11 protein-coding genes are annotated in these 12,846 nt (G+C 65.1%); 8 read left to right on the forward strand and 3 right to left on the reverse strand.

Annotated features, from left to right (window positions below):
* Positions 1–65: 65 nt before the first annotated feature.
* From ACSSU5_RS00595 to pdxR, 4 genes are all read left to right on the forward strand, one after another.
* Complete coding sequence (locus tag ACSSU5_RS00595; RefSeq protein WP_492560375.1) at positions 66–1,841, forward strand: ABC transporter ATP-binding protein; 1,776 nt, start codon at positions 66–68, stop codon at positions 1,839–1,841.
* A complete protein-coding gene (locus ACSSU5_RS00600; RefSeq protein ID WP_264312750.1) occupies positions 1,834–3,684 on the forward strand; it encodes an ABC transporter ATP-binding protein in 1,851 nt (616 codons plus the stop codon). Before ACSSU5_RS00595 ends, ACSSU5_RS00600 begins: the two co-directional genes overlap by 8 nt.
* Before the next feature lie 129 nt (positions 3,685–3,813).
* Positions 3,814–4,152 (forward strand): hypothetical protein, encoded by a 339-nt coding sequence (locus ACSSU5_RS00605; RefSeq protein ID WP_264312749.1) that lies wholly within the window; start codon positions 3,814–3,816, stop codon positions 4,150–4,152.
* A 72-nt stretch (positions 4,153–4,224) separates the two neighbouring features.
* A complete protein-coding gene (pdxR, locus tag ACSSU5_RS00610; protein WP_492560376.1) occupies positions 4,225–5,658 on the forward strand; it encodes a MocR-like pyridoxine biosynthesis transcription factor PdxR in 1,434 nt (477 codons plus the stop codon).
* Here the strand turns inward: pdxR and ACSSU5_RS00615 are convergent.
* Together ACSSU5_RS00615 and ACSSU5_RS00620 are read right to left on the reverse strand one after the other, a co-directional pair.
* On the reverse strand, positions 5,651–6,847 hold the full coding sequence (locus ACSSU5_RS00615; protein ID WP_492560377.1) for a cyanate transporter: 1,197 nt from the start codon (positions 6,845–6,847) through the stop codon (positions 5,651–5,653). The genes pdxR and ACSSU5_RS00615 overlap by 8 nt on opposite strands.
* A complete protein-coding gene (locus ACSSU5_RS00620; protein WP_264312746.1) occupies positions 6,844–7,302 on the reverse strand; it encodes a nucleoside deaminase in 459 nt (152 codons plus the stop codon). The genes ACSSU5_RS00615 and ACSSU5_RS00620 overlap by 4 nt, the downstream gene beginning before the upstream one ends.
* Positions 7,303–7,501: 199 nt before the next feature.
* Between ACSSU5_RS00620 and ACSSU5_RS00625 the strand changes: the two genes are divergently transcribed.
* Entirely contained in the window at positions 7,502–7,939 is a 438-nt protein-coding gene (locus tag ACSSU5_RS00625) for a carboxymuconolactone decarboxylase family protein (protein ID WP_264312745.1), read from the forward strand.
* Positions 7,940–8,062: 123 nt separating this feature from the next.
* On the forward strand, positions 8,063–9,571 hold the full coding sequence (locus ACSSU5_RS00630; RefSeq protein WP_492561291.1) for a catalase: 1,509 nt from the start codon (positions 8,063–8,065) through the stop codon (positions 9,569–9,571).
* Here ACSSU5_RS00630 and ACSSU5_RS00635 read toward each other — a convergent pair.
* Positions 9,540–10,619, reverse strand: a complete 1,080-nt coding sequence (locus ACSSU5_RS00635; protein WP_492560378.1) for an AraC family transcriptional regulator — start codon at positions 10,617–10,619, stop codon at positions 9,540–9,542. The genes ACSSU5_RS00630 and ACSSU5_RS00635 overlap by 32 nt on opposite strands.
* A gap of 168 nt (positions 10,620–10,787) precedes the next feature.
* Between ACSSU5_RS00635 and ACSSU5_RS00640 the strand changes: the two genes are divergently transcribed.
* Positions 10,788–11,972, forward strand: a complete 1,185-nt coding sequence (locus ACSSU5_RS00640; RefSeq protein ID WP_492560379.1) for an acetyl-CoA C-acyltransferase family protein — start codon at positions 10,788–10,790, stop codon at positions 11,970–11,972.
* 13 nt (positions 11,973–11,985) lie between these two features.
* Entirely contained in the window at positions 11,986–12,834 is an 849-nt protein-coding gene (locus tag ACSSU5_RS00645; protein ID WP_492560380.1) for a 3-hydroxybutyryl-CoA dehydrogenase, read from the forward strand.
* Positions 12,835–12,846: the final 12 nt, after the last annotated feature.

Below are 12,846 nucleotides of genomic sequence, written 5' to 3' on the forward strand. Positions count from 1 at the left end.
CCTTACCTGTGGGAGCTGGCTTGCCTGCGATGGGCTGCGTAGCAGCCCCAGTACCGAGCCTCTACATGAATCACCCTCTTCTTCGCGCCTTGGCCATCTACCGTGAAATGCCCTGGCGCTTCGCGCTCGTCACCGCTTTGTACATCGCTGGCAACCTTGGCCTGGTCTGGCAGCAGTGGCTGATCGGCCATGCGGTGGACGATGTCAGCGCCGGCCGCGCCGTAGTACGCCTGCCCGAGGGCGGCCTGGATGCCACCGTGGCCTGGCACTGGCTGTGGCTGCTGCTGGCCATCGCCTTCGGCCGTGGCGTGCTGCAATACGCTGCGGCGGTGCTGTCGTTGGTGCTCAGCCAGGCCCTATTGACGCGCTTGCGCGAACGCATCCTCATCCAGGTCCAGCGCCTGCACCTGGGCTACCACTGGCGCCATGGCATGGGTGAACTGGTCACCCGCACCACCCGCGATGCCGACAAGGTGCGCGATGCGCTGATCACCTTCTGGCGGCAGATCATCGAAACGCCCCTGGTGGTGATGGCCGCCGTGGGGCTGCTGAGCTGGTACGACCCCCTGCTCGGTCTGGTCCCGCTGCTGCTGACCGGGGCCGGGCTGTGGCTGTTCGTGATGCAGACCGATCGCCTGGTCACGCTTGATCGCGCCGTGGGCGCCGCCTACGACCAGGTCAGCCAGGATCTGGCCGAAGGCATCGGTGGCGTGCGGGTGATCAAGGCGTTCGGCCTGGAGGGCCAGCGCATCGAACGTTTCGCCCGCCAGGTCGGCGTGTTCACCGGCCACGCCCGCGCGGCCCTGGCCTATGCCAGCTCGCGCATCCCGCTGCCCCAGGCGGTAGTCGCGCTGGGGCATGTGTGGATCCTGGTGTACGGCGCCCATCGCGTGGCAGCGGGCACGCTGGGCATCGGTGAGTTGGTCACTTCGCTGTTGGTCGCGACCACAATGGTGTTCCGTATCGAAGGCATCGGCCGGGTCATGCAGACCTTCGCCGATGCCCGCGCCAGTGCCGAGCGCATCTGGCAACTGTTGGACGAGCGGCCGGCGATTATTGGCGGCAAGGCGACCCTGCCGCCAGGGCCTCTGGGGCTGAAACTGGCCCAGGTGCGCGTCGGCGCGCCAGCGGGTGAACGCGACATCCTGCACAACTGCTCGCTGACCTTGCAGCCCGGCGAGGTGGTGGCACTGGTGGGTGCCACAGGCACCGGCAAGAGCCTGCTGGCCAGCCTGCTGCCGCGCCTGGCCGACGTGCAAGGCGGCGCCGTGCTGGTCGGCAGTGACGCGGCGGGTTGGCAGGATGTGCGCGCGCTTGACCTGGCCGACCTGCGCCGGCGCGTGCAGGTATTGGCGCAAGAAAGCTTTCTGTTCTCTGACAGCCTGGCCGCCAACCTGCGCCTGGCGGCCGCCGATGCCAGCGCTGCACAGCTACGCGAAGGGCTGCGCCTGGCCGCGGCAGAAGATGTACTCGAACGCCTGCCCCACGGCCTGGACACCCCGCTGGGCGACCGTGGCGTGACCCTCTCCGGCGGCCAGCGCCAGCGCCTGTGCCTGGCCCGCGCGTTGCTCGGCGCACCGGACATCCTCTGCCTGGACGACGCCACCAGCGCGCTGGATGCCCTGGGCGAGCGCCAGGTGCTGGACAACATCCGCCGCCTGCGCGGCGGTACAGGCCAGGGGCCGACTTTGCTGCTGATCACCAGCCGCCTGTCGACCCTGCTGTTGGCCGACCGGGTGCTGATGCTGGAAAACGGCTGCATCAGCGCCAGTGGCAGCCATGCCGAATTGAGCGCGAACAATGCCCACTACCGCGACCTGCTAGGGATCGACCATGAGTAATGCACCCAACAAGACCCCCAGCGATATCGAGATCGAGCAGCACCTGGCGCGCCAGGCCCTGGACCGTGGCATGTTCCACCGTCTGCTGCCGCTGCTGCGGCCCATTCGCCGGCAGATCCTGGCGGTGATCGGCATCGAACTGCTGCTGGTGTTCACTGTGTTCCTGCGGCCCTGGTTCGTGCGCGAGCTGCTCGACAAGGGTTTGGTAGCCAGCGCCGATCACTGGTTGCTGGACGAACGCCTGGTGCTGTGGCTGGGCCTGGGTTTGGCGGCCAGCTGGCTGGGGCGCTTCTTGCTGGCGGGCGTGTCGCAGTTCATTGCCGGGCGTGCGGCGATCCGCGTGCTCAATGACCTGCGGGTGAAGGTATTTGCCCATGTGCAGGCGCTGTCGGTGAGCTACTTCGACCAGACGCGCGCCGGGCGTATCATTTCTCGCGCCGACCGTGATGTCGATGCGCTCGAACCGTTGTTGGTGCAAGGCCCGCCAGAGCTGCTCGGTGCCTTGCTGCGCTGCGGCCTGGCGGCGGTGATGCTGTGGCGCATCGAGCCGAGTTTCTTCTACAGCCTGGCCGCCACGGTGCCGTTGCTGGCCATCGCTACCTGGCGTTTCAAACGGGTTTCGCAACGCAACTGGGCCAAGGTCGCCGAACAACGCAGCCGTTTCACCGCGCACCTGGTCGAGAGCGTCAGCGGGGTGCGGCTGATTCAGCAATGCGGCCAGGAGCAGAACAACCAGGCGCGCTACCGGCGCCTGCTGGAAGACTTCAACCAGGCACTGATCCACGGCAGCCTGCGCGCCGGCTGGTTTGCACCGTTCACCGCACTGCTGAGCACCGCGGGCATGGCGGTATTGCTGCTGGTAGGCGCCCATGGCCTGGCCGAAGGCAAGGTCAGTGTCGGCCAGGTGGCCGAGAGCCTGTTCTACGTGTTTCTGTTCCTGGGGCCGCTGCAGGAGCTGTCGGACCTGTTCGAGCGCTATGCCACCGGCAGTGCTTCGGCGCAGCGCATCTTCCTGCTGCTTGACACGCGCCCACAGGTGCTCGACCCCGCGTCACCCCGCCCGCTGGCCAGGGCACACGGCCAGGTGGACTTCGAGCGGGTGGGTTTTGCCTATGCCCCGAACAGCCCGCGCCCGGTGATTGATGGGCTGGACCTGCATATCCGCGCCGGGGAAGTGTTGGCCATCGTCGGCCCGTCCGGGCATGGCAAGAGCACCCTGGTGCAATTGCTGACGCGCTTCTACGAGGTGCAAAGCGGCGCCGTGAAACTGGACGGCATCGACCTGCGTGAACTGGCCCAGCATGACCTGCGGCGCAACGTCGGCGTGGTGCTGCAGGACAACGTGCTGTTCAGCGGCAGCATCCTCGACAACCTGCGCCTGGCCGCGCCGGACGCCGACGATGCGCGGCTGGTGGCGGCGGCCCGCGAGCTGGGGGCCGACGAAGTGCTCGAACGCCTGCCCGAGGGCTATTACACCGAAGTCGGCCCGCTGGGCGCGCACCTCAGTCACGGCCAGCGCCAGCTGGTGTGCCTGGTGCGCGCCTACCTGGCCGACCCGGCGGTGCTGGTGCTCGACGAGGCCACCTCGGCGGTCGATGTGCACACCGAACGCCGTATCCAGCAGGCATTGCGGCGGCTGTGCCAGGGGCGCACGGCGATCATCATCGCGCACCGTCTGGCGACCATTCGCGACGCGGATCGGATCGCCGTGGTCCGCCATGGGCGGGTGGTGGAGCAAGGGGCGCATGCCGAGCTGATTGGCTGCGCAGGGGCTTATGCGGCGCTGTATGACGCCTACCTGCGCAGTGCCGGGGAGGTTGTGGCCGAAATGGCCGAGGGATGATGGGCTGCGAGATCGAGGGGTTAAGCCGACTGCTTCGGAAATATCCCACAACATCCTCAGAAACACCCTACTTGTGGCGATTAACAGGGGAAAACATGATCGGCACTGGATGACCCTGAGGAAGCCCCCATGCACCTGAGCGCGCGTACCACTGCCGAACTGCGCCACACCCTGCGCGAACTGCTGGCCCACGAAGTCTGCAACCCCGATGACGACCCGCACCTGTCGGGGGTGCTGTTCTTCTGCGCCACCGATGAGCGCACCCGCCAGTTGATCGAACGCATCGAACTGCTGGCCAGCGAGGTGTTCTTCGATGCCAGTGGGCGTGCCATCAGCCACAGGATGCGGGCCGTTGCGGTCGAAGGGGTACGTATCAAGCAAAAGCACAAGGCGCAGGCCGATGAGACGGTGATACGCATTGCACTGCCCGACAAGGGCTACATCACCGTGAGCACAGCACGCCTGTAACGGCGTTGCATTTGCACTGTGCGTCGAGTTGCGATCCGCTATCCTCAGCATTCCCCTGCTCCGGATCGTTTCATGGAACTGCATATCCGCCTGGAAGGCCGCAAACGCCTGGCCGACCAGCTCTACCAGCAACTGCGCGCGGGCATCGACAGCGGCCACCTGGCCGCTGGCACCCAGCTGCCACCCACCCGCTTGCTGGCCGAACAACTGGGCGTGTCACGCAAGACCGTGGCCGAGGCCTATTCGCGGCTGACCTACGACAACCTGCTCAGTGGCGTGGTCGGCCGCGGCACGTTCATCACCCCCAACCAACCCTTGCGCGCCAATGACGTGCCCGCCATCCCCCTGGCCGCTGCCGCATCCCTCGAGCGCTGGCAGCAGCGCGCTACCGTGCTCGGCAGGCGGCAACTGCAAGCACCGTCGCGCTATGACTTCGTCGGCGGCGCTTCGAGCAAGGCGCAGTTCCCCTTCGACCAATGGCGCAGCTGCCTGAACTACGCCTTGCGCCGCAGCCAGCGGCATCCCGAGCGGCAATTCTCCGCCCAAGGCCTGCCTGAGCTGCGCGAAGCCATCGCCCACCACATCGCCTACGCCCGCGGCGTGCATTGCAGCGCAGCGGACGTGCTGGTGTGCAATGGCGCGCAACAGGCACTGGACCTGATCGCCCGGGTGCTGATCGAACCGGGTTGCCCGGTGGCCATGGAAGACCCGGGTTATCCACCAGCACGTCAACTGTTCCAGGCCTTGGGCGCAAACCTGCAGTCGGTACCGGTGGATGATGAAGGGATGTGCGTCGAGCAGATCGCCGACGGCACACGGCTGATCTACGTGACCCCCTCGCACCAGTTTCCGTTGGGCATGCCGATGAGCGAACCGCGCAGGCGGGCCTTGCTGGCACGCGCCGCCGAGCTGGGGGCGTTGATCATCGAAGACGATTACGACTGCGAGTTTCGCTACCAGGGGCCGCCCGCCGACGCCCTGCAGCGCCTCGACCGGCATGGCCTGGTGGCCTACGTCGGGACCTTCTCGAAAACCCTGCTGCAGGAGTTGCGCCTGGGCTATGCCGTGTTGCCGCCCGCCGTGCTGCAGGCCGCCTGCGTGGCCAAGCACCTGAGCGACTGGCACAGCCCGACCTTGCTGCAATGGGCGCTGGCGCGCTTCATCAGCGAAGGGCACCTGAACAAGCACATCCGCCGCTGCCACGACGTCTACAGTGCCCGCCGCGAGCGCATCCTCGCCCGCCTGGACGACGATCTGGCGCCTTGGTTCAGCGCCGTGCCGGCCAGTGCGGGTTTTCATCTGAGCGCGCTGGCCAAACCTGGGGTAGATGTCGAACTGCTGGCCAACCTCGCTCGCAAGGTGGAGGTCGGCCTCTATTCGCTGGCACCGTTCTTCAGTGACGTGCCCGTGCGCTCCGGGCTGCTGCTGGGCTTCGGCGCCATCGAGTTGCTCGATATCGACCCCGCGCTCGACCGCGTTCGCGATACCCTGCAACGCCTCAGCTGATGGGCGCCGCCTGGCCGTTTGGCGCCCGCCGCGCCAGGGCGGTGGCGTAACCGCGTGGTGCAAAACACGCCGTCACCAGCAGCATCGCCAGCACGGTAAGGGTCAACAGCGCCCACGACGCCTGAAAATCGCCACTGACGTCGCGCAGCCATCCGGTGATGTACGGCACGATGCCGGTGATGATAAAGCCGACCCCCTGGACAAACGCTGCCAGGCTACCGGCCTCGGCCGGCGTTTTCAGGTGCTCCAGGGTCAGGGTCAGGCTCTGGCTGAAACAGGCGCCCAGGCCAAAGCCGATCATCGCCACCCACAGCCCCATGGACAGCGTGGGCGCCAGCAACAAGCCAAGGAACCCTGCCAGCTGGATCGACAGCGCCAGCCACAAACCAGGCCGGCGATCCACCCAGCGCCGCAGCAACAACGGCAAACCCAGCGCGCCCGCCACCTGGAAGATCGTCATCAACCCTACCAGGTCGCCGCCGCCCTGGGCGGTACCGCCATGCTCCAGATGATAGGCAGGCAGCCAGGCAACCATGCTGGTGTAGCCGCCATTGATCAGGCCGAAGTACACCGCCAACAACCAGGCACGCCGCGTGCCGAACCAATGCCCACCAGCGGCACCTGCCAGCTTCGGCGCGTCCTGCCGTGGCCGCAGCAGCGTCCAGGCCAGCACCGCCAGCAGCGCCGGTATTGCCCACACGCCCAACCCTGCCTGCCAATGGCCGAAGTACCCGCTGATATGCGGCCCAAGCACCGCCGCCAGGCCGCCGCCACTCATCAGCGCCGCAGCATATATGCCCATGGCACCCGCCAGGCGGCCGGGGAACCAACGATTGACCAGCCCCGGCATCATGCCCTGGACCACCGCTACGCCTAGCCCGGCAACCACCGCGCTGGCAATCAGTGCCCAGGCGCTGTCCAGTTGCAAGCGCCACAGGCAAGCCAACGCAATGGCCACAAGGCCGCCTAGCATGCCGCCATGTTCGCTGATCCAGCGCCGCAGCCAGGGTTGCAACAACGGCACCAGGCCCATGCACAGCACCGGCAGCGCGGTCAGCAACGCCGCCTGCTGGTACCCAAGGCCCGTGCTGGCGCGCATGGGTTCGAGCAGCGGCCCGATGCTGGTAAGAATCGGCCGCAGGTTCAATGCCAGCAGCATCACCAGCAACAGATTCAAGGCAGCGCTCATTGCGCGTTAGCCTGTTGCCACTCAAGGTACAGGTCGGCTTCGCCGCTCGGCTTCAGCGCCCGCAAAGGCAGACTCTGCTGTTGCGGCGGGCGCGCCATCTGCGCATACACTGCAGCCGTGGACAACCCGTAAGGCTCGCCTTCATCGTTCCCATAGGCAAACCAGGCACGCTCAATACCGCACAGGTGCATGGCCGCCAGGCACATTGGGCACGGGTGACCGCTGGCATAGATCTCGGCGCCGTCCAGGCGAGCCTGGCCCAGGGCCTGGGCCGCCTTGCGGATGGCCTGCAACTCGGCATGGGCAGTCGGGTCCTGGGTGCTGTGGATCTCGTTGACCGCGCGCGCCAGCACACGCCCCTGATGCACCAGCACGGCACCAAAGGGCCGGCCACCGGCCTGAATGTTGGCGCGGGCCAGATCGAGCGCTTCGCGCATGTAGCGTTCTTCGGACATGAATCGGTTCTCCTGTTGCAAGACCTGGCCATTATCCCGGCTTACCGGCCTTGGCAGAAATGAAGAGATTGGATGCACGTCAGTGGACACCTGAATGGCCCTATTGGCCCCCCGGTAAACGATGCGATTGGCTATCGGGGCGGTCGATGGAAAGCGCTAAGGTAGCGCCCTGTCCGCCTCACACCTTCTGGAGATCACCATGAACACGCGCATCGAATGGGCCAAACACGCACCGGAAGCCTACAAAGCCATGGTCGGCCTGGAACAGGCCCTGGCCAAGAGCGGCCTGGAAAATTCACTGCTCGAACTGGTACGCCTGCGCGCATCGCAGATCAACGGCTGCGCTTACTGCGTCAACATGCATGCCAATGACGCACGCCAAGCCGGCGAAACCGAAGCCCGTTTGCAGACACTGAGCGTATGGCAGGAAACCGCCTATTTCACCCCCCGCGAACGCGCCGCGCTGGCGTGGGTAGAGAACCTGACCCGCCTGCCAGAGCGCGGTGCCCCACAGCCGGAATACGAGGCGCTGCAAGCGCATTTCGAACCGCAGGAAGTGGTCAACCTGACACTGGCCATCGCCACCATCAATGCCTGGAACCGCTTCGGCGTCGGCTTTGCGATGGTGCCGGTCTGAGTAAGCGGTGAAAGGTCCCACAGGACGAAGTGAGCTCCCCTACTGCGTCCTACCTGTGGCGTTACTAACATCGGGCACTCGAACAACAACCGAGTAGCCCCGATGAGAGTAACCCGCCCACCCATGCGCAGCCTGCCCCTGCTGTGCGCAGCATTTTTTGCCAGTGCTCATCTGCAAGCCGCACCGCTGACCCGCGACAACGGCGCAGCCGTTGGCGAGAACCAGCATTCACAGACCGCCGGTGCTACCGGGCCCACGCTGCTGCAGGATGTGCAGTTGATCCAGAAGCTGCAACGGTTCGACCGTGAGCGCATTCCTGAACGTGTGGTACATGCTCGCGGTACCGGCGCTCACGGTGAGTTCACCGCCTCCGAGGACCTACGCGCATTGACGCAGGCGCCGTTATTCACCTCAGGCGAGAAGACCCCGGTATTCGTACGTTTCTCTTCCGTGGTACACGGCCTGCATTCTCCGGAAACCCTGCGCGACCCACGTGGGTTCGCCACGCGCTTCTACACCAGTACCGGCAACTGGGACCTGGTGGGTAACAACTTCCCGACCTTCTTCATCCGTGACGCGATCAAGTTCCCGGACATGGTCCACGCCTTCAAGCCAGACCCGCGCACCAACCTCGGCAACGATGCGCGGCGCTTCGATCTGTTCTCGCACATGCCCGAGGCTACACGCACTCTCACCCTGCTCTACTCCAACGAAGGTACGCCGAAAAGCTATCGGCATATGGATGGCAACAGTGTGCATGCCTACAAGTTCGTCAATGCCAAGGGTGAAGCCACTTACGTGAAGTTTCGCTGGAAAAGCCTGCAAGGTCGGGAAAACCTCGACCCCAAGGCCGTCGAACAGATTCAGGGCAAGGACTTCAACCACATGACACAAGACCTGGTCACCGCTATCGGCCGTGGCGAGTTTCCCAAATGGGACCTCTATATTCAAACCCTGCACCCCAATCAACTGGCTGGCTTTGACTTCGACCCGCTGGACCCTACCAAAGTCTGGCCGGATGTACCCGAGCGTCGGGTCGGCCAGATGGTGCTCAACCGCAACGTTGGCAACTTCTTCCAGGAAACCGAACAGGTGGCCCTGGCCCCGTCCAACCTGATCCCAGGCATCGAGCCGTCCGAAGACCGGTTGTTGCAAGGCCGACTGTTCTCCTACGCCGATACCCAGATGTATCGGGTTGGGGCCAACGCCAATAGCCTGCCCATCAACCAGCCGCGAGCTGCCGTCAACAACGGCAATCAGGATGGCGCGCTCAACCCTGGTCGGTCCAATGACATGGTCAATTACCAGCCAAGCCGGCTGCAGCCGCGCAGCACCAGCGACCTGGCCCGGACAAGCCAATTACCGCTAAGCGGCACGACCCAGCAGCAGGGCATCGCCCGCGAACAGAATTTCAAGCAGGCCGGCGAGCTGTATCGCGCCTATTCCAAAAGCGAGCAGCGGGACTTGATCAATAGCTTTGGCCAGTCGCTGGCAGCGGCCGATGATCAGAGCAAGCACATTATCCTGTCCTTCCTGTACAAGGCCGATGCCGCGTACGGCGCCGGAGTCACCAAGGTGGCAAACGGCGATCTGAAGCGGGTCAAGGCACTGGCGGCGAACCTGCAGGATTGATGGCTTTTACAGGCCCTGTGGCCGGCTTGCCGGCAGCAGGGCTGCTTGCCAACCGCACTCTGTAACTTCCGGGGCTTTGCCCAGTCCATTTCTTGAACGCCCGGTGAAACGCGCTGGGCTCCTGAAACCCGGCCTGCTCGGCCACCTCGGCGATGCTCAGTAGCCCTTCGCGCAGGTGCTCGAAGGCCATCGCCCGGCGCACTTCGTCCTTGATCTGCTGGTACGAACGCCCTTCCCGCTCCAACTGGCGGCGGAAGGTACTGGCGCTGATACCCTGCAACTGCGCCAACGCCGCCAACGTCGGCCATTGCCCGTAACGCCGTGCGCGCAGGTGGCGGTAGACGTCGGCCACCAGGCCGTTCTGGTTGCGAAAGCGAATCACCAGGCCTTGGGGGGCGCTGCGCAGGAAGGCCTTCAAGGCCGGCAGGCCCTGCACCACCGGCAGGCGCAGGTAGGCACTGTCGAACTCCACTTCGGTGCGCCCACTGCCCAGGCGCAGGTCCGGCCCCCACAGCAACAGGTCATCGTCCTGGGCCGGGCGCGACACCGCAAGCTCAGTGCGGTCGATGCCGATACGCCGCCCCGCCAGCCAGCACAGCAGGCCGATCATCAACACCAGGTAGGTTTCCTCGGCATACACCCGGGTCAACGGGTCGGCAATGCTCGACTGCACGCTGATCACCGCCCTGGCGCCACGTACCGTAAGGCTGCCGCGCAGGTCGCGCAGGAACAGGCCAAAGCCACCCATGCACTGACGCAAGGCTTTTTCCAGGTTCGGTTCGTGAATCACGCCACGACAGATCAAGGCAAAGCTGCCCGGCGGCATACCGTGGCTGTCGAGGCGGAAGAACTCGTCGTCCAGCAGCTCGATCAGGGCCAGCCACAGCTGGGCGAACGCCTTGGCCGGCACGCGGGCCTGGGGCTGTTCGAGCAGCTGTGGATCGATGCCGACCGCACGCAGGTGCGCATCGCGCACGTTCGGGCGCTCACGCAGGGCATGAAGCATGGCCTCAAGGAAGTACACGGCGACTGTATCGCTATCGCGCATGGCGGATTTCGCTGTCTATGCTGAGTGGCAAAAAGTGCCAGGTTGATTGAACAGATCCGGCATAGGCTCTGGCAGTGCCTTTGCCTAGACTCGGATGATCGAAGGGATCGCCGGCCATTCTCGCAGAGCCGGGCCCGGTCCCGCCACGCCTTCGCAATCGGAGCCCTTATGAGCAGCGCAGAAATCTACGTCGTCAGTGCCGTCCGTTCAGCCATTGGTGGCTTTGGTGGTTCTCTCAAGGACCTGCCACTGGCCGACCTCGCCACCGCCGTGGCCCGTGCCGCCATCGAGCGTTCGGGCGTGGATGCCGGGCAAATCGGCCATATGGTGATGGGTAGCGTGATCCCCACCGAGCCCCGTGATGCCTACCTGGCCCGGGTGGCGGCGATGAACGCTGGCATCCCCAAGGAAACCCCTGCCTTCAACGTCAACCGCCTGTGCGGCTCGGGCTTGCAGGCCATCGTCTCAGCCGCCCAATGCCTGCTGCTGGGCGACACCGACGTGGCCCTGGCGGCCGGCGCCGAGTCCATGAGCCGCGGCCCTTACTTGCTGCCACAGGCACGTTGGGGCGCGCGCATGGGCGACCTGCAAGGCATCGACTACACGGTCGGCGTGCTGCAGGACCCCTTCGAACACTTCCACATGGGCATCACGGCCGAAAACGTCTCGGCCAAACACGGTATTACCCGTGAAATGCAGGACGAACTGGCCCTGACCAGCCAGCGCCGCGCCGCGCGCGCCATTGCCGAAGGCCGCTTCACCAGCCAGATCGTCCCGCTGGAACTGAAAACCCGCAAAGGCAGTGTGCAGTTCAGCGTCGACGAACACGTGCGTGGCGATGTCACCGCAGAGCAGTTGGCCGCGATGAAGACCGTGTTCAAGAAAGATGGCACCGTCACCGCCGGCAACGCCAGCGGTATCAACGACGGCGCTGCCGGCCTGGTGCTGGCCAGCGGTGACGCCGTGCGCCGCCTGGGCCTGAAGCCGCTGGCACGCCTGGTGGCCTACGCCCATGCCGGCGTCGAACCCGAACTGATGGGCCTGGGCCCGATCCCCGCGACCCGCAAGGTGTTGGAAAAAGCCGGCCTCAACGTCCACGACCTGGACGTGATCGAGTCCAACGAGGCCTTCGCCTCCCAAGCCTGCGCCGTGGCCCGTGAGCTCGGCTTCGACCCGGAAAAGGTCAACCCGAACGGTTCGGGCATCTCCCTCGGCCACCCGGTCGGCGCCACGGGCGCGATCATCGCTACCAAGGCCATCCATGAGCTGCACCGCATTCAGGGCCGTTACGCCCTGGCCACCATGTGCATCGGCGGCGGCCAAGGCATCGCCGTGGTCTTCGAGCGCGTCTGAGGGAAACTGACACATGAACATTGAACACATTGCCGTAATCGGCGCAGGCACCATGGGCAACGGCATCGCCCAAGTGTGCGCGGTGGCGGGTTATCAGGTGCTACTGGTGGACGTGTCCGATGCTGCGCTGGAGCGTGGCGTGGCGACCTTGAGCAAAAACCTCGAGCGCCAGGTCAGCAAAGGCACACTCGACGCCGAGAAAGCACAAGCCGCAAGAGCTCGTATCCGCACCAGCACCGACTATGCCCAGCTCAATGGCGCGCAGCTGGTGATCGAGGCGGCTACCGAAAACCTGCAGCTCAAGCAGCGCATTCTTCAGCAAGTGGCGGCCAACGTTACCGCCGACTGCCTGATTGCCACCAATACCTCGTCGCTGTCAGTCACCCAACTGGCCGCGAGCATCGAGCACCCTGAGCGCTTCATCGGCGTGCACTTCTTCAACCCGGTGCCAATGATGGCTCTGGTCGAGATCATCCGTGGTCTGCAGACCAGCGACAGTACCTATGCCCAGGCCTTGCTGGTGACCGAGAAGGTGGGCAAGACACCGATTACCGCCGGCAATCGCCCGGGTTTCGTGGTCAACCGCATTCTGGTGCCGATGATCAACGAAGCGGTCTTCGTGCGCCAGGAAGGCCTGGCCAGTGCCGAGGACATCGACACCGGCATGCGCCTGGGCTGCAACCAGCCGATTGGCCCGCTGGCACTGGCCGACCTGATTGGCCTGGATACCCTGCTGGCGATCATGGAGGCCTTCCATGAAGGCTTCAATGACAGCAAGTACCGCCCTGCCCCGTTGCTCAAGGAAATGGTCGCGGCCGGTTGGCTGGGGCGCAAGAGCGGCCGCGGTTTCTTCACCTATTGAGGAGCGAGTGCC

Source organism: Pseudomonas sp. E1MeOHC2 (assembly GCF_058745025.1).

Excerpts from the sequence above, each read along its gene's own strand:
- ACSSU5_RS00600 (WP_264312750.1), top strand. The coding sequence starts at position 1,834 with ATGAGTAATGCACCCAACAAGACCCCCAGCGATATCGAGATCGAGCAG.
- ACSSU5_RS00595 (WP_492560375.1), top strand. The coding sequence starts at position 66 with ATGAATCACCCTCTTCTTCGCGCCTTGGCCATCTACCGTGAAATGCCC.
- ACSSU5_RS00615 (WP_492560377.1), bottom strand. The coding sequence starts at position 6,847 with ATGAGCGCTGCCTTGAATCTGTTGCTGGTGATGCTGCTGGCATTGAAC.
- ACSSU5_RS00625 (WP_264312745.1), top strand. The coding sequence starts at position 7,502 with ATGAACACGCGCATCGAATGGGCCAAACACGCACCGGAAGCCTACAAA.
- ACSSU5_RS00605 (WP_264312749.1), top strand. The coding sequence starts at position 3,814 with ATGCACCTGAGCGCGCGTACCACTGCCGAACTGCGCCACACCCTGCGC.
- pdxR (WP_492560376.1), top strand. The coding sequence starts at position 4,225 with ATGGAACTGCATATCCGCCTGGAAGGCCGCAAACGCCTGGCCGACCAG.
- ACSSU5_RS00635 (WP_492560378.1), bottom strand. The coding sequence starts at position 10,619 with ATGCGCGATAGCGATACAGTCGCCGTGTACTTCCTTGAGGCCATGCTT.
- ACSSU5_RS00620 (WP_264312746.1), bottom strand. The coding sequence starts at position 7,302 with ATGTCCGAAGAACGCTACATGCGCGAAGCGCTCGATCTGGCCCGCGCC.
- ACSSU5_RS00630 (WP_492561291.1), top strand. The coding sequence starts at position 8,063 with ATGCGCAGCCTGCCCCTGCTGTGCGCAGCATTTTTTGCCAGTGCTCAT.
- ACSSU5_RS00645 (WP_492560380.1), top strand. The coding sequence starts at position 11,986 with ATGAACATTGAACACATTGCCGTAATCGGCGCAGGCACCATGGGCAAC.
- ACSSU5_RS00640 (WP_492560379.1), top strand. The coding sequence starts at position 10,788 with ATGAGCAGCGCAGAAATCTACGTCGTCAGTGCCGTCCGTTCAGCCATT.